A 16062-nucleotide genomic window follows, 5' to 3' on the forward strand; every position below is an offset into this window, starting at 1 on the left:
CGGCTCGGAAGGGGTCGATACCGGTCAATTTGCGGTGTGGTCAGCTTGAATTCAAGCGCCAACCTGACCGACGATTCAGCCAGCATGACCTCCCCCATTCCCTGCGGTCGTTTCGCGCCCTCGCCGACCGGCCTGCTCCATCCCGGATCCCTGCTCGCCGCCTTCGGCAGCTGGCTGCTCGCGCGACATAACGGCGGCTTGTGGCGGCTGCGCATCGAAGACGTCGATCCACCACGCACCGTGCCCGGCGCCGCCGAGTCACAGCTGCGGGCGCTGGCCGCGTTCGGCCTGGTCCACGATGGCCCGATCCTCTGGCAGAGCACCCGCGGCGAGGCCTACCAGGCCGCGCTGGACGTGCTGCTGGCCAGCGACCAGGCCTTTGTCTGCCACTGCAGCCGCAGCGACCTGGCCGCCAACGGCGGCATCCACCATCGTTGCGTCGCCCGGCAACCTCGACCGGACCCTGCCGTCCGCTTCCGCGTGCCACCGGGCAGCATCGTGCACTTCGACGATGGCCTGCGCGGCCCGCAGCAGCAGGACGTGCACGCCGAAGTCGGCGACTTCGTGCTGCGCCGCGCCGATGGCTGCTGGGCCTACCAGTTGGCCGTGGTGGTCGATGACGCCGCACAAGGAGTGACCGAAGTGGTGCGCGGCGCCGACCTGCTCGACTCCACCGCGCGGCAGATCCTGCTGCAGCAGGCATTGGGGCTGGCGGTGCCGCGCTACTGGCACCTGCCGCTGCTGCTGGATGCGCCGGGCCACAAACTGTCCAAGTCGCTGGCGGCGCTGCCGGTGGACAGTTCGCACCCGCTGCCCTTGCTGCGCCAGCTCTGGAAGCTGCTCGGCCAGGCACCCGGGGCGCTGGAACCTGCGCACGACCTGGATACGCTGCTGGCCACCGCTCGGCAGGCCTTCGACCCGGCACGACTGCCGCGGACCGACATCCTGTTGCCAGCCGGCGCACTTTCCGCGCCGATGTTGCAGAATCCCCCTTCCCCCACCCGACACCCGGACAACACTCCATGACATCTCGCGTCGCACTGGTCACCGGCGGAACCGGCGGCATCGGCACCGCCATCTGCCAACGCCTGGCCGACCAGGGCCACCGGGTCGCCACCAACTACCGCGACGAGGCCAAGGCCCGCGCCTGGCAGCAGGCAATGACCGAACGCGGCTACAGCGTGTCGATCTTCCCGGGCGATGTCTCCGATCCAGGCAGCGCCGAAGCGCTGGTGCGCGCCGTCGAGGCCGAGCTGGGCCCGGTCGAGATCCTGGTCAACAACGCGGGCATCACCCGCGACACCACGTTCCATCGCATGCGCGCGGACCAGTGGCACGATGTGATCAACACCAACCTCAATTCGGTGTTCAACGTCACCCGCCCGGTCATCGAGGGCATGCGCCGCCGCGGCTGGGGCCGGGTCATCCAGATCAGCTCGATCAACGGCCTGAAGGGCCAGTACGGCCAGGCCAACTACGCGGCGGCCAAGGCCGGCATGCACGGCTTCACCATCTCGCTGGCGCGCGAGAACGCCGGCTTCGGCATTACCGTCAACACCATTTCGCCCGGCTACGTGGCCACCGACATGGTGATGGCGGTGCCGGAGGAAGTGCGCGCCAAGATCGTCGCCGACATTCCCACCGGGCGCCTCGGCAAGCCGGAGGAAATCGCTTACGGGGTGTCCTTCCTGGTGGCGGAGGAAGCCTCGTGGATCACCGGCAGCAACCTGGACATCAATGGCGGCCACCATATGGGTTGGTAAGCCGCGCCGGCGGCCTCGGCGGCGCACACCCGCCGCCCCTGCCGATGGTCATGCTGCGCAGCACGCAAACCCTTGTTGCGCAACATGATCCCCTGTGAAAGCCAAGCCTGGCGGGGGCTGAGGCGGTTGCAACGGCTGCTGCACTGCGCCATGCTTCGCATCTACTGTGACGAGTGACCGCTTCAATGGCTGCGACCCGCATCATCAAGAAGTATCCGAACCGCCGTCTCTACGACACCGAGATCTCCAGCTACATCACCATCGAGGACGTGCGCCAGCTGATCCTGGACGGTGAAGACTTCGAAGTCCGTGACGCCAAGAGCGGCGACGACCTCACCCGTTCGGTCCTGCTGCAGATCATCGCCGACCAGGAACAGGACGGCGTACCGATGCTGTCCACCCAGCTGCTGAGCCAGCTGATCCGCTTCTACGGCGACTCCCTGCAAGGCTTCATGGGCAACTACCTGGAGCGCAGCATGCAGGTCTTCCTCGACCAGCAGCAGCAGTTCCGCCAGCAGATGGGCAACCTGCTGGGCCAGACCCCGTGGGCGATGATGAACCAGCTGACCGAGCGCAACCTGGAGCTGTGGCAGGAATTCCAGCGCAGCATGGGCAACGGTTTCGGTGGTCCGCGACCGGGTGGTACCGGTACCGGTACCGGCAACAAGCCCAACGAACCCGGTACCGGCACCGGCGGCAAGACCCGCCGCTGAGCCGATGTACCGGCGGATACGAAAACGGCGCGCCCAATGGCGCGCCGCTTTGTTTTGTGCCCCGGGGGAGCATCAACGTTTCGCTTTGCACCCCGTGCACACGCGTTCGACCTTGTAGCCCTTCGCCTTCAGCTTCTCGACCACGCCGTCACCGCCCAGAAGGTGCAGCGTACCGACCACCACCAGCGTGCCACCCTGCCCGGCCTGCAGGTACGGCAGCAGCTTCGGTACCCACGCATCGTTGCGCCCGGTGTTGATGCGCTGGTAAAGCTGCGGGTACTGCTGGCGCATTTCCGCAGCCATCTTCGTCCACAACACGCGCTCATCGCCTCGCCGCCAGGCATCATGCAGCTGGCGCGCCTGCTCATCGCCCTTGCCCGCCTGATCCAGCGCCTCGGACAGCATCTGTCGCTGCTCCTGCACGGTCATGCCGTCGAGCATGCCGATCTGGGTATCGATGTCTTCCAACCCAGCGGTCCTGCGGCCGGTCTTCTGCGCGCGCTCCATGAAATGACGGTCCAGGCCCAGCGCCGGGTCCAGGCCCATCTTCTGCATCTGCCCGACCGAAATGCTCAGGCCGACGAACCAGGGCTTCATGCCCTGCATCTGTGCCAACGGAAGCTTGTTCTCGGATGCGAACGCCTGCAGCTTCTGCCAGGTGGCCGCGTCGAGATCGCGCTTGAGCTCGCTGCCATCGGTGCGCACGGCAGCCTGCACCATGCGGCTGGCCAGCTGCGGCGACTGCATGTCCTCCGGCGACAGTTCGAACACGACCCGCTGCGAGGCCTCGAAGGCCTGCTCGACATCGGGCGACAGCGGGTAGTCCTGCGGTTTCAACAGGTGGAATGATCCAAGCAGGTATACGCGTGAATCACCCGGGCCGGTCACCTTCCACAGCAGCGGCACCGGCGGCTTGGCCGCCGCCGTGGCCGCGGCGTCGGTGGCCGGTGCATTGCGCGCCGGTGCCAGCGGTGCGATTGCAAACGCTGCCATCAGCAGCGTTGCACGGAACAGTCCCTTCAACGGCATCTCAGCCCTCTCCTTCAGACAGGTGGTAGGCCTTCTCGCCCGCTTCCATGCGCAGGTCCAGCCGGTTTTCCGGCGGCGCCAGCGGGCACGTGGCATAGGCAGTGAATGCACACGGCGGGTTGTAGGCATGATTGAAATCGATGCGTAGCGTGCCGTCGGCTGCCGGCGCATCGGTATCCAGGTAGCGCCCGGCCGGATAACTGCCGCGGCCACTGGTGCGGTCGGCAAAGATCAGGAACAGCGGCTGCCCGGTGGCTCCGATCGCCTCCAGCCGCCATGTGCGGCCGTCGCGTTCGAATTCGACCGCGCCCGCATTGGGCATCTCGGTGGTCAGGCCGGTGATGTCGACAATGGGCAGGGTCTTGCCCACCGGATGCGGGATGAAGCGTGCCTGCACCTGCCAGTCCGGGCCACCCGGCCAGTACTCCAGCCCGGCGAAATCACGGCGCGCCGGCGCATCGGCATGCTTGACCCGCAGCGCATCGCGCGGCCCGCGCCGGATGATGCTGAGCTGGCCCTTGCCACCGTCGAAGGCCAACAGGGTTGGCTGCGGATCCTTGTCGGTGTCGATGCGGATGCGGCCGCGCACCGGCTGGCCATCATGGCTGACATCCACACCGGCTTCGGGCGTGAACCACCACTGGCTGCCCTCGCGACGCAGCAGGCCCAGCTTGTCCGGGCCAACCGTCAGGCGGATGCCGTTGGTGGCACCACTGCCGACGAAGTGTGATTTGTTCTGCAGCCAGTGCAGGCCGACCAGGGCCGTCCAGCCATCGGGCCGGGTCAGGTCCTGGTAGCGGGCCACCCGCCATTGCTGCTGCGCGGCCGCATAGGCCGGATCTTCGGTAACCTTCGGCGCCGGCGGTGTTGCCGGACTGCACGCGGCCAACAGCAAGGCGGCCAGCAGGCCGCCCATTCCCCGATAACGCATCGATGCTCCCCTCAACGTCCGCGCAGGAACCAGCGGTCGATCTCCGCCAGCGAAAAACGGGCCCAGGTCGGCCGGCCGTGGTTGCACTGGCCAGACCGTTCGGTGATTTCCATGTCGCGCAGCAGCGCGTTCATTTCCGGCACGGTCAGGCGCCGGTTGGCACGCACCGCACCGTGACAGGCCATGGTCGACAGCAGTTCGTCACGTGCGCTGGCCACGCGGCGGCTCTGGCCGTGCTCGCGCAGGTCGGTCAGCACATCGCGCAGCAGCCCCTCCGGTTCGGCATGCGCCAACAGCGCTGGAATACTACGCACGTGCAGCGATCCGGGACCGGCACGGGTCACCTCGAAGCCGAGCGCCGCCAACGTTTCGGCTTCACTTTCGGCGGTGTCGGCTTCGCGCTCGCCCACGGCGAGTGTGATCGGCACCAGCAGCGGCTGCGACTGCAGGCCGATACCATCGTGCGCGTTCTTCAGGCGCTCGTAGCCGATGCGCTCGTGCGCGGCATGCATGTCGACCACGATCAGGCCTTCTGCGTTCTCGGCCAGGATGTAGATGCCGTGCAGCTGCGCGATCGCGTAGCCCAGCGGCGGTACGCCGGCGTCGGCACTGGTCACCGGCAGTCCGTTCTCGGTCGGCATCGGCGGCAGCGCAGCACCGCGTTCGGCGCCGGCCGGCGCGGCATACAGCGCGGCATAGGCCGCCGGTGCATCGGCCACCTGCAGTCCAAGGGGCTGCTGCGGGCGCCAGCCGGAAAAACCACCACCACCGCCACCCGAGCCGGCACCGGGCGCAGGTCCACGCGCCAGCCCGAAACCCGATGCGCCCGCGCTCGATGCCATCGGTGCAGCAGCGGCGTCCACCGGATGCACCGGACCCGCACCGATCTCCTGCGCCGACATGCCGGCGCGGGTATCAGCCAGCGCGTCCTTCAGCGTGCGGTAGACGAAATCGTGCACCAGCCGCGAATCACGGAAGCGAACCTCGTGCTTGGCCGGGTGCACGTTGACGTCAACGCGGGTCGGGTCGAGCTCGAGGAACAGCACATAGGCTGGCTGGCGGCCGTGGTACAGCACATCGCCGTAAGCCATCTTCACCGCATGGGCGACGCTGCGGTCGCGCACCGAACGGCCGTTGACGTACAGGTACTGCTGGTCGGCGCTGGCGCGCGAGTAATGCGGTTGCGCGATCCAGCCGTGCAGGCGCAGGCCGGCACCACTGTGGTCGACGCGCACGGCCTGGTTGGCGAAATCCTCGCCCAGCGTTTCGGCCAGGCGCGCATCGGAATACAGATCGCCCGGCTTGTAGCGGCGCGAGGCCTTGCCGTTGTGCGACACGCGCAGCTCGACATCCGGTCGCGCAAGCGCCAGCGAACGCAACCACTCTTCGATATGCCCCAGTTCGGTACGCTCGGCGCGCAGGAACTTGCGCCGCGCCGGTACGTTGTAGAACAGCTCGCGCACTTCCACCGTGGTGCCCGGCGCATGCGCGCGCGGCGTCACTTCGCCGATCTTGCCGCCTTCGATCTGCAGCGCCGAACCGTGTTCATCATGTGCGCGACGCGAGGACAGGGTGAAACGGCTGACCGAGGCGATCGACGGCAATGCTTCGCCACGGAACCCGAGCGTGGCCACCGATTCGAGGTCGTCCAGATCGGCGATCTTGCTGGTGGCGTGGCGCGAGACCGCCAGCGGCAGCTGTTCCGGCGCGATGCCACTGCCATTGTCGCGGATGCGGATCAGGCGGACACCACCCTCTTCAAGATCGATATCAACGCGGCTGGCACCGGCATCGATCGCGTTCTCGACCAGCTCCTTGACCACTGACGCAGGACGTTCGACCACTTCGCCGGCGGCGATCTGGTTGATCAGGATTTCCGGCAACGGCCGGATCGGGCGCGGTCCGGGCGCGCTCATGGGAGAGGATGGGCAGCAGACTTCATGGGTTGATGATAGCGGAGCCGCCCCGTGTAGAGTCGACTGTCAGTCGACTGCCCTCCGCCGGGCGGCGAAAACCCCGCGCTGCGCGCGTAGTCGACTGACAGTCGACGCTACAGAAAGCAGTAACCTGCCTTCGGCGGGTTACTTGCTGCCGCCGGCCATGGTCCCGGCAGCGTCGATCTCGGCCTGGGCACGGGCTGCGTACAGCGTGCCCGGCGGTGGCTGGCGGCTGAAGAAGGTGTGCACGCCATCGAGCACGGCGCCGGCGATCTTGCGCTGGTAGGCCGGGTCGATCAGGCGGCGCTCTTCGTCCGGGTTGGAGATGAACGCGGTTTCCACCAGCATCGCCGGCATGTCCGAGGTGCGCAGCACCGCGAAGTTCGCACGTTCGATGTTCGGCTTGTGGTTGTTGCCGATCCGCTTCAGGCCGCCCAGCACGTGGCCGGCGGCATCTTCAGATGCCTTCATGTAACCGCTCTGGGCAAGGTCCAGCAGCACGTTGGCAAGCGTGCCTTCGGTCTGCTGCAGGCGCACGCCCCCCACCAGGTCGGCCGCGTTTTCCTTGTCCGCCAGCCAGCGGGCGCGCTGCGAAGAGGCGCCCTTGGTCGACAGCACGTATACCGACGAACCAGTGGCCGAACGGTTTTCGGCCGCGTCGGCATGGATCGAAATGAAGATGTCGGCCTTGTTTGCACGTGCCTTCTGCGCACGCATCGGCAGCGGGATGAACACGTCGCTGTCGCGGGTCAGATAGGCCTTCAGGCCCGGCGTCGCATTGACCTGGCGGGCCAGCTCACGCGCCACCGCCAGGGTGACATCCTTTTCGCGCTTGCCGGTCGGGCCGATCGCGCCGGGATCCTGGCCACCGTGGCCGGGATCGATGGCGACCACCAGATGACGCATGCCGGCCTGCATGCGGATGCGCGAGGCATCGCTGGGCATGGCCGGGCGCGGCGGTTCCACCGGCGTCGGCGCCGGTGCAGGCACGGTAGCCGGCGGCGTGGTCACCACGGCGGCGGTGCGCTGGCCGGCCAGGATCGCGGCCGGCGAGGAAGAAGGTGAGCTGCTGGCCACGGTACCGGCCGCCGCAACCTGGGCCGGCGCGGTGGACGGCGCCGGGGTCGGCGTGGCCGGTGCGGCGGCAGTGGCACTGGCCTGCTGCCGCACCTGCGCGGTCAGCAGTGCGGTCGCACGTGCGGCATCGGAACGCGACTGTGCGCTTTCAGCCGGGGTCGGCCCGGGCGTCGCCACCGGTGCCTGCGGCTGCACCGCCGGTGTCGCTGCCGGACGGCTGGCGGCCATGGCCGGGCCATCGCCCGGCCATTCGATCACCAGCTTGGATTCATTGCCCTCGCGCTGCATCTGCGGGCGGAACGGCGCCACCGATTCAGCGAGGTCGAAAACGACACGGAAGGTGCCCGGCACCGGCTGTCCGGTACGCACCGCCGTGACCACGCCCTGCGCAGCCGGCATCTTCAGGTTGCGTATGGCGCTGGAGTCAGGGAAGTCGACCACCAGACGGTTCGGACCGGCCAGAGAAAGCGTCTTGTAGCCGCCACTGCCGACCAGCGAGATCTCGGCACGGGTGCCGGTGGCGCCGGTATTCAGCAGGACCTGGCGGACTTCACCGGCCCACGCACTGACGCTCGCCAGACCCAGTCCGACGGCGGCACAGACAGCGATGAGACGGTTCCCCGGGCGCATGGCTCAGGATTCAATCACCGCGCTGAACGGAATGCAACACCTTTTTCCTTAATAATCCGTAACCTGCCGGTCTTTGTTCTCGTCAGCCGACAGAAATGGCCTGCAAGTCGCCCCCTTGGGGAAGCCGCTTCAGCCACTCATGTCCGACGTCGCTGGCTCCGGTGAGACGGACGCGGCGCCCCTGCCCCTCGATCTCCAACGCCACCACCAGGTCGGTCGGCGGCAGCGCGCCAGCGCCGCGTTCCGGCCATTCCACCAGCCACAACATCGCGCTGCCCTCGTCCAGGCCCAGGAAATCGAGTTCGCCGGCCTGGCCGATCCGGTACAGGTCCAGGTGCCAGGCCTCGCCACCGCTGGCAAGCGGATAGCGCTCGACCAGGGTATAGGTCGGGCTGCGGATCGCGCCCTGCACGCCCAGTGCGCGCAGCAGTGCGCGTGCGGTGGTGGACTTGCCAGCGCCGAGGTCGCCGCGCAGTTCGATCAGCGCCTGCGGCGGTCGGGTTGCCGCCAGCCACTGCCCGAGCAGTTCGGTGGCATCGCTGTCGGCAAGGAAGAATTCAGTCATGAAGAGCGTTCCGGGTTGGCCAGTTGCCGCAGCGGCACCAGCAGATCAGTGGGAAGCATGCCGCGCGCGCCGTCGGCGGCCGCAGCGTCGCCGGCGAGCGCGTGCAGCAGTGCGCCAGTGGCGGCAGCGTCGAAGGCGGCCAGGCCCTGCGCGCGCAGGCTGGCAATGATGCCGGTGAGCAGGTCGCCCATGCCCCCCACGGCCATGCCGGGGTTGCCTGCAGCAATCAGCCGTGGCACCTGCCCGGGCGCCGTCACGATGCTGCCCGCGCCCTTCAGCACCACCACGGCGTGGAAGCGCTCGGCCAACGCCTGCGCACAGCGGTAGCGATCGGCCTGGATGTCAGCGGTACTGCAGTCGAGCAGGCGCGCGGCCTCGCCCGGATGTGGCGTAAGGATCGCCTCCGGCAGCGCGCGCGGATCCTGCGCCAGCAGATTCAGCGCATCGGCATCAACCACCAGCGCTTTGTCGCTGTCCAGCAGCTGCGCAAACATTGCGCGTGCCCATTCGTCCTGGCCCAGGCCGGGGCCGATCGCCACCACCCTGGCCTTGTCCAGCAGCGCCGGCAGCACATCGCCATCTTCAAGCGCATGGGTCATCGCCTCGGGAAGCCGGGCCAGCAACGGGCCGACGTGATCGCGCCGGGTGGCCAGGCTCAACAGTCCCGCGCCGGCACGCAGTGCCGCTTCGGCCGCCATCGCGATGGCCCCACCGCTGCCATGGTTGCCGCCGACGCATAGCACGTGCCCGGATTCGCCCTTGTGGGTATTGGCGCGGCGCGGCGGCAGCAGTGCCGGCAAGCGAGCCTGGGTCCAGTGCTCTGCGGCGGGTGACACGCCCTGCCATGCGGCCGTGGGTAGCTGCAGCGGCGCCAACGCCTTCCGCCCGCAATGATCCAGCGCATCGCCGGTATACAGCCCGCGATGCGGCACGATGAACTGCAGGGTCAAAGCAGCCTTCACCGCCTCGCCCGGTACGGCGCCCCGGTCGGCATCGACGCCACTGGGGACGTCCAGCGCCAGAACCGGTGCCGTCTGCGCGTTGAGGGCGGTGATCAGCGCCTGCGCCACACCTTCCGGCGCACGGTCGAAGCCCAGACCGAACAGGGCATCGACCCAGATATCGACCTCGGGCAGCGCGCCGTCGAAATCGGTGATGGTGCCGCCGTCGGACGTGAATTCCGATGCTGCACGCTGTGCCAGCGACGTCGCCGGTGGCTTGCCCGGCAAGGCGATCACCGTCACCGCGCGCCCGGCCTTCCGTGCATGGCGGGCCAGCACCAGGCCGTCGCCACCGTTGTTGCCTGCTCCGACCACCACGCCGATCCGCTGCGCCTGCGGCCAATGCTGCAGCAGGCACTGCCAGGCGGCCTGGCCGGCCTGCGCCATCAGGCCCCAACCACTCTCGGCGGCCAGCGCCGAGGCCTGCGCATCAAGCGCACGCGCGGCAGCGGAATCGAAAAGATCGGCAAGGTTGGCCATGCAGGGATTTTATACTGGTGCACATGTCCCCCGCCCCCATCCCTGTCGATCCGGCCCAGGCCGTGCAGCGCATCCGCGAACTGGCGCGTGCGCATGGCTTCCAGCGCTGCGGTATTGCCGGCATCGAGCTGGGCGAGGACGAGGCGCACCTGGCCGACTGGCTGGGCCAGGGCCTGTACGGCACGATGGACTGGATGGCGCGCCACGGCACCCTGCGTGCGCGCCCGGCCGAGCTGCTGCCCGGCACCGTACGGGTGATCTCGGTGGGCATGGACTACAGCCACAAGGACGACACCGAAGCCTGGGCAACCCTGGCCGACCCGGGCCGCGCCTACGTGGCCCGTTACGCATTGGGCCGCGACTACCACAAGCTGATGCGCAACCGCCTGCAGAAGCTGGCCACGCAGATCAACGATGAAGTGGCACCGCTGGGCTACCGCGTGTTCGTCGATTCGGCGCCCGTGCTGGAACGCGCACTGGCGCGCAATGCCGGCCTGGGCTGGATCGGCAAGCACACCTGCCTGATCGACCGCCATGGCGGCTCCTGGTTCTTCATCGGCGAGATCTACATCGATATCCCGCTGCCGATCGATGCACCGGCCACGGCACACTGCGGCACCTGCACGCGCTGCATCGATGTCTGCCCGACCCAGGCCATCACCGGCCCGCAGCGGCTGGACGCGCGGCGCTGTATTTCCTACCTGACCATCGAGCACGACGGTGCCATCCCCGAAGACATGCGGCCGTTGATCGGCAACCGCATCTACGGCTGTGACGACTGCCAGCTGGTCTGCCCCTGGAACAAGTTCGCCAAGCGTACCGACGAAGCCGATTTCCGCGCGCGCAACAACCTCGACACTGCCCGTCTGGACCAGCTGTTTGCCTGGGACGAAGCTGAATTCCTGCGCCGTACCGAAGGCAGCCCGATCCGGCGCAGCGGCCATGAACGCTGGCTGCGCAACATCGCCGTGGCACTGGGCAATGCACCGTCCTCGGCCGAAGCGTTGGCCGCGTTGCATACCCGCGTCGATGATCCCTCGCCGCTGGTGCGTGAACACGTGCAGTGGGCGCTGGGCCAGCACACGGTGCGCTGACGTGCGATCCTGAGCCCCCGTTCCGCCCGCAGCACGCCGTTCCCATGCAGCCACGCAACAACGACATCCTCACCCCCAGCCAGCTCAACACCCTGGCCCGCGACCTGCTGGAAGGCAGCTTCCCGGCGATCTGGGTCGAGGCCGAACTGGGCAGCGTGGCGCGTCCCGCCTCCGGGCATCTGTATTTCACCCTGAAGGATGCGCGTGCGCAGCTGCGCGCGGCAATGTTCCGGATGAAGGCGCAGTACCTGAAGTTCGTGCCGCGCGAAGGCATGCGCGTGCTGGTGCGCGGCAAGGTGACCCTGTACGACGCCCGTGGCGAGTACCAGATGGTGCTGGACCATATGGAGGAAGCCGGCGAAGGCGCACTGCGCCGCGCCTTCGAGGAGCTGAAGGCACGCCTGGAGGCCGAAGGCCTGTTCGACCCGGCACGCAAACGGCCGCTGCCGGCGCACGTGCAGCGCCTGGCGGTGATCACCTCGCCCACCGGCGCCGCCGTGCGCGACGTGCTGAGCGTGCTCGGCCGCCGCTTCCCGCTGTTGGAGGTCGACCTGCTGCCGACCCTGGTGCAGGGCAGCAGCGCCGCGGCGCAGATCACCCGGCTGCTGCAGGCCGCCGATGCCAGTGGCCGCTACGACGTGATCCTGCTGACCCGTGGCGGCGGTTCACTGGAAGACCTGTGGGCCTTCAACGATGAAGCACTGGCCCGCGCGATCGCCGCCAGCCGCACCCCGGTAGTGTCGGCGGTGGGCCATGAAACCGACTTCAGCCTCAGCGATTTTGCCGCCGACCTGCGCGCACCAACGCCGTCGGTGGCAGCCGAGCTGCTGGTACCGGACCAGCGCGAACTGGCCCTGCGCCTGCGCCGTACGGTCGCGCGCATGGTGCAGCTGCAACGGCATGCGATGCAGCAGGCGATGCAGCGTGCCGACCGCGCCCTGCTGCGCCTGAACGCACAGAGCCCGCAGGCGCGGCTGGACCTGTTGCGCCGCCGCCAGCTCGATCTGGGTCGGCGCCTGCATGCGGTCTTCAACCAGCAGCAGGAGCGCCGTGCCGCACGCCTGCGCCATGCGGCCGCGGTACTGCGCGGGCACCATCCGCAACGCCAGCTCGACGCGATGCAGCGCCGCCTGGCTGCCCTGCGCGGGCGGCCGCAGGCAGCGATGCAGCGTCTGCTGGAGCGCGATGCACTGCGACTGCGCGGACTGGCGCGTTCACTGGAAGCGGTGAGCCCGTTGGCCACCGTGGCCCGTGGCTACAGCATCCTGACCCGCACTGACGATGGCACGCTGGTACGGAAGGTCAACCAGGTGCAGCCCGGTGACGCGCTGCAGGCCCGCGTTGGCGACGGCGTGATCGACGTGCAGGTCAAGTAAAGGGGTGGTCGGCAGGGCTGCGCCCTGCACCTGCAGAGGCTTCAAGCAACGGCCGAAGCAACAGCCAAAGCGGCTCTGGATTGCTGATGGTTTGGCGGGGCGGTGTGGCTGTGCAGGACACGCCGTAAACCCATCCCTGGGGGCTCGATGGCGCCATCCATGGCGCCAACGGTCCTGCACAGCCACACCGCCCCACCCTCGACAGTTTCCCGATGACGGTCGGTAGATCCACGCCATGCGTGGATGAATCTCTGTCAGATATCGAATCAATTCGGGGTCAGATCCGTTTTCCGTAGGAAAACGGATCTGACCCCACGCTATTCCGACAGATCGCGAGAATCTGTCGAAGGCGGGGTGGGTCCGGTTGCGGGGGCGTGAGCCGCATGGATGCGGCGACCGAGCTACATGGACGTACTTGCAGCGGCCCCCGCAACCGGACCCACCCCGCCATCCCACGGAATGCACGCTGTTGCTGTTGCTTCGGCAGGTGCAGGGCGCAGCCCTGCCGAACACCACCCTACTTCGCCTGCTCGCAGAACTTCTGCCGGTACTCGAGCGCCTTCGGCATCAGCGCCTGCAGGTTCTGGATGCGGGTGCCCGGGTTCGGGTGGGTGGAGGCAAACTCCGGCGGTGCCTGGCCGCCACTCGCCTGGCCCATGCGCTGCCACAGCGGCACCGCCTCGCGGGGATCGAAGCACGCCGCTGCGGCCAGCATCAGCCCCACTTCATCCGCCTGTGTCTCGTGGCTGCGCGCATACGGCAGCAGGTAGCCATAGCCCATCGCCGACATCATCATCTGTTGCTGCTGCGCATCCATGCCGCTGGCGGCGCCGGCCACCTGGCCGATCTGGGTCAGCTTCTGCTGGGCCATGCGCTGTGCACCATGGCGCAGCAGCGCATGGGCGATCTCATGCCCCATCACCACCGCCATCGCATCGCGGGTGCGTGCTACCGGCACCAGCCCGGTGTAGACCGCCATCTTGCCGCCCGGCAGGCAGAACGCATTGGCCTGGTCGGACGGGATCACATTCACTTCCCACTGGAAATCCCGCGCGAAATGCGCCGGCTGCACGCCGTGCTCCTGGGCCAGCGCGGTCTCCACCACGTCCACCTTGGCAATCAGGCGCTGGGCGATATCGCGCACATCGCGCGCGATCGGTGCATTGGGGTCTATCGGCCGTTCCTGCGACAGGATCTGCTGGTAGGCCTGCAGCCCCAGCGCGGTTTCCTGGCGCGCGTCCAGGCTGCTGTCGATCATCACCTTCTCGCCGGTGTACGGATCGACCGTGCGGTTGGAGAACCAGTAGAACAGCGCATAGCCGGCGGCCAGCAGCAGCACCCACCAGCGGATGTTGCCGAACAGGCCACGCCGCTGTGGGCCTTGCGACGAGCGGGAGAAGGGATCGTTGCGCATCGGGGGACTTCCTGCTGGCCCCGCCGGCTGGCGGGCACGGCGCAATCTTAGTGCGCCGCTGCCCGCAGCGGGTGAAGCCGGGTGCCGCTCAGATGCCGCGCACCAGGCGGAAGCCGATGCGGGCATTGGTGGTATCCGAATCCTGGGACTGCCGCCAGGCCGCGCGGGTCTGCTCGGGGGCATTGGCCCAGTTGCCACCGCGGATCACCCGCGACCGGCAGCCCGGGTTGAACCAGGCGACGCCATCGGACGGTGCGCGGCGGTAGCTGGCATGCCAGCAGTCGGCCACCCATTCGCTGAGGTTGCCGCCCATATCGTGCAGACCGAAGGCATTGGCCTGGAAGCTGGCCACCGGCGCCGGCCCCCACCAGCCATCGCCGTACCCGATAAACGCGTTGTGCCAGTGCCGTCCCGAAGGCGAAACGTCCTTGCTGCCGGTGAAGTTGCCGCTGCCTGGCGGCGGCACGCCGGCATCGCCCCACGGATAGCGGCCACTGCTGCCAGCGCGCAGCGCGTACTCGAACTCGGCTTCGCTGGGCAGCCGGTAGCTGCGGCCAGTCTGCTCGGACAGCCACGCCGCATAATTCTCGGCATCACGCACACTGACGTGCATCACCGGCGAGTTGCCCAGCGCGCGACCGCCGTCGTAGTCGGAACGCCAGTCCACGCCGCTGCGGCGGATGAAATTGCCGCTGCGTTCGTCGTAGACCACCGAATGGCCACGCCGGGTCGCGCGCGGGCGCGCATTGGAGGCTTTCACGTAGCGCTCGAAATCGCTGACGGTGATCTCGGTGATCGCCATGGCAAAGCCGCGATCGAAGCGCACGTAGTGCGACGGACGCTCGGCATCACTCGAGCCCGGCTCGGCATCGCCTGCACCCATCTGGAAGCCACCGTGGGGCACCACCACCATCTGCGGTCCGCGCCCCCCATCGCGCATCGCATCACTGAACACCTGTCCCGGCCGGAAGCTCCCGTAATGGGTGGCCAGGTCGATGCGCTCGCGAAGCTGGCCCACCACTGCATCACCCGGCAGAGCGATGCGAAGCGCCTCGGCCAGCTTCTCGCGCGCCGGCTTCAGGCCTTGTGGCGTGGCAAGGTCAAGCAGTCCGTCATCACGCAGCTGCAGCAGCGTGGCGGCGCGGATCTGCTCGATGCGTTCGAAGGCGTCGGCGATCGTCGGCGACGAATCGCGCACTTTGCTGGCTTCGGCCAGCCAGGTACCCGCACTGGCGAAATCGCGCGCCCGAGCAGCCTGTTCGGCACGGCGGATCAACCCGCTCTCGGCTGCGGCCAGGCCCTGCCGTGCGCGGCTGTTGTCTTCATCCAGCGCCAGCGCCTCACGGAAGTTGCCGATGGCACCGTCGCCATCCTCACCGATACGGTCCGAGCGCAGGTCCTCCTCGCCAGCACGGTTGTAGGCCACCACCCGTTGCGCCAGCTCCACCCGCGCCTGCAGCGCACGCACCTGCTCGTCCTTCGGCGACAGGGTCAGCAACACCAGTGCCTGGCGGCTGGCCTCGGCCAGCGCCTCGCGCTGCTTCAGCGGCCGCACCAGCAGGGCATCGGCCAGCTGCTGCAGTCGCTGGCGGGCACGCTGCAGGCCCAGCCGGGCCTGGCGGTCATCCGGGTCTTCTTCCTGCACCGCCAGCCACAGCGGAATGGCGGCATCCGCATCTTCATAGAGCCGGCCTTCAGCGAACGCCTGCTCGGCGGCGCGCCGCAACTGGGCAAGGCTGCGGCCCTGGCGGTCCACCCGTGGCGGCGTCCACTGCTGTACGTCCTCGGCGGCATCTTCACCGGCGATGGTCACGCTGCCCTGCCCGGCCTGCGAACTGGCATTGGCGCCGGTGTCGGCGCCCTCGGCCGCGCGCGCCTCTTCGCTGGCGGCCCGTTCCGCCGGCGCGGACGGCGACGGCGTGCAGCCGGCCAGGGCCACGGCCAGGGCGGTGCACAACACGGGCGACAACGGAAAACGCAAGCAGAGCCTCCTTCGGCACAGACGCGGACCGACGTTAGGCTATTCTCCCCTGCCTGAGCAAACCCGAGTAG

Annotated in this window: 13 protein-coding genes; 5 read left to right on the forward strand and 8 right to left on the reverse strand. The window is 68.3% G+C overall.

Annotated features, from left to right (window positions below):
* The first annotated feature begins 84 nt into the window (after nt 1-84).
* The 3 genes from gluQRS (at nt 85) to phaR (ending at nt 2476) form a co-directional block, all read left to right on the forward strand.
* On the forward strand, nt 85-1026 hold the full coding sequence (gene gluQRS / locus CKW06_RS16185) for a tRNA glutamyl-Q(34) synthetase GluQRS (RefSeq protein WP_024958300.1): 942 nt from the start codon (nt 85-87) through the stop codon (nt 1024-1026).
* Nucleotides 1023-1763 (forward strand): acetoacetyl-CoA reductase, encoded by a 741-nt coding sequence (gene phbB / locus CKW06_RS16190; RefSeq protein ID WP_005410389.1) that lies wholly within the window; start codon nt 1023-1025, stop codon nt 1761-1763. The genes gluQRS and phbB overlap by 4 nt, the downstream gene beginning before the upstream one ends.
* Nucleotides 1764-1948: 185 nt before the next feature.
* Nucleotides 1949-2476: a polyhydroxyalkanoate synthesis repressor PhaR gene (gene phaR, locus CKW06_RS16195; protein ID WP_024958299.1), complete on the forward strand. Its 528-nt coding sequence runs from the start codon at nt 1949-1951 to the stop codon at nt 2474-2476.
* 72 nt (nt 2477-2548) lie between these two features.
* On the opposite strand, the gene CKW06_RS16200 is transcribed toward phaR, so the two are convergent.
* The 6 genes from CKW06_RS16200 to CKW06_RS16225 form a co-directional block, all read right to left on the reverse strand.
* Entirely contained in the window at nt 2549-3505 is a 957-nt protein-coding gene (locus CKW06_RS16200) for a TraB/GumN family protein (protein WP_024958298.1), read from the reverse strand.
* Between the two features lies 1 nt (nt 3506).
* Nucleotides 3507-4436: a DUF1684 domain-containing protein gene (locus CKW06_RS16205; RefSeq protein WP_012480845.1), complete on the reverse strand. Its 930-nt coding sequence runs from the start codon at nt 4434-4436 to the stop codon at nt 3507-3509.
* A gap of 11 nt (nt 4437-4447) precedes the next feature.
* The gene (gene mutL, locus CKW06_RS16210) at nt 4448-6352 is read right to left on the reverse strand and encodes a DNA mismatch repair endonuclease MutL (RefSeq protein WP_024958297.1); all 1905 of its coding nucleotides are present in this window, start codon (nt 6350-6352) and stop codon (nt 4448-4450) included.
* A 165-nt stretch (nt 6353-6517) separates the two neighbouring features.
* Nucleotides 6518-8080 carry an N-acetylmuramoyl-L-alanine amidase gene (locus tag CKW06_RS16215; RefSeq protein ID WP_024958296.1) on the reverse strand — a complete coding sequence of 521 codons (1563 nt, stop codon included), beginning with the start codon at nt 8078-8080 and terminating at the stop codon, nt 6518-6520.
* A gap of 82 nt (nt 8081-8162) precedes the next feature.
* The gene (gene tsaE, locus CKW06_RS16220; protein WP_024958295.1) at nt 8163-8645 is read right to left on the reverse strand and encodes a tRNA (adenosine(37)-N6)-threonylcarbamoyltransferase complex ATPase subunit type 1 TsaE; all 483 of its coding nucleotides are present in this window, start codon (nt 8643-8645) and stop codon (nt 8163-8165) included.
* The gene (locus CKW06_RS16225; RefSeq protein ID WP_024958294.1) at nt 8642-10126 is read right to left on the reverse strand and encodes a bifunctional ADP-dependent NAD(P)H-hydrate dehydratase/NAD(P)H-hydrate epimerase; all 1485 of its coding nucleotides are present in this window, start codon (nt 10124-10126) and stop codon (nt 8642-8644) included. The genes tsaE and CKW06_RS16225 overlap by 4 nt, the downstream gene beginning before the upstream one ends.
* 23 nt (nt 10127-10149) lie before the next feature.
* On the opposite strand from CKW06_RS16225, the gene queG reads away from it, so the two are divergent.
* A complete protein-coding gene (queG, locus tag CKW06_RS16230; protein ID WP_005410398.1) occupies nt 10150-11220 on the forward strand; it encodes a tRNA epoxyqueuosine(34) reductase QueG in 1071 nt (356 codons plus the stop codon).
* Between the two features lie 44 nt (nt 11221-11264).
* Nucleotides 11265-12596: an exodeoxyribonuclease VII large subunit gene (gene xseA, locus CKW06_RS16235; RefSeq protein ID WP_024958293.1), complete on the forward strand. Its 1332-nt coding sequence runs from the start codon at nt 11265-11267 to the stop codon at nt 12594-12596.
* Nucleotides 12597-13113: 517 nt separating this feature from the next.
* On the opposite strand, the gene CKW06_RS16240 is transcribed toward xseA, so the two are convergent.
* Together CKW06_RS16240 and CKW06_RS16245 are read right to left on the reverse strand one after the other, a co-directional pair.
* The gene (locus CKW06_RS16240; protein ID WP_024958090.1) at nt 13114-14010 is read right to left on the reverse strand and encodes a M48 family metallopeptidase; all 897 of its coding nucleotides are present in this window, start codon (nt 14008-14010) and stop codon (nt 13114-13116) included.
* Between the two features lie 88 nt (nt 14011-14098).
* Nucleotides 14099-15991 (reverse strand): formylglycine-generating enzyme family protein, encoded by a 1893-nt coding sequence (locus CKW06_RS16245; protein WP_024958089.1) that lies wholly within the window; start codon nt 15989-15991, stop codon nt 14099-14101.
* Between the last annotated feature and the right edge of the window lie 71 nt (nt 15992-16062).

It is taken from the genome of Stenotrophomonas maltophilia (assembly GCF_900186865.1).
In the GTDB taxonomy this organism is placed as follows: Bacteria; Pseudomonadota; Gammaproteobacteria; order Xanthomonadales; family Xanthomonadaceae; genus Stenotrophomonas; species Stenotrophomonas maltophilia.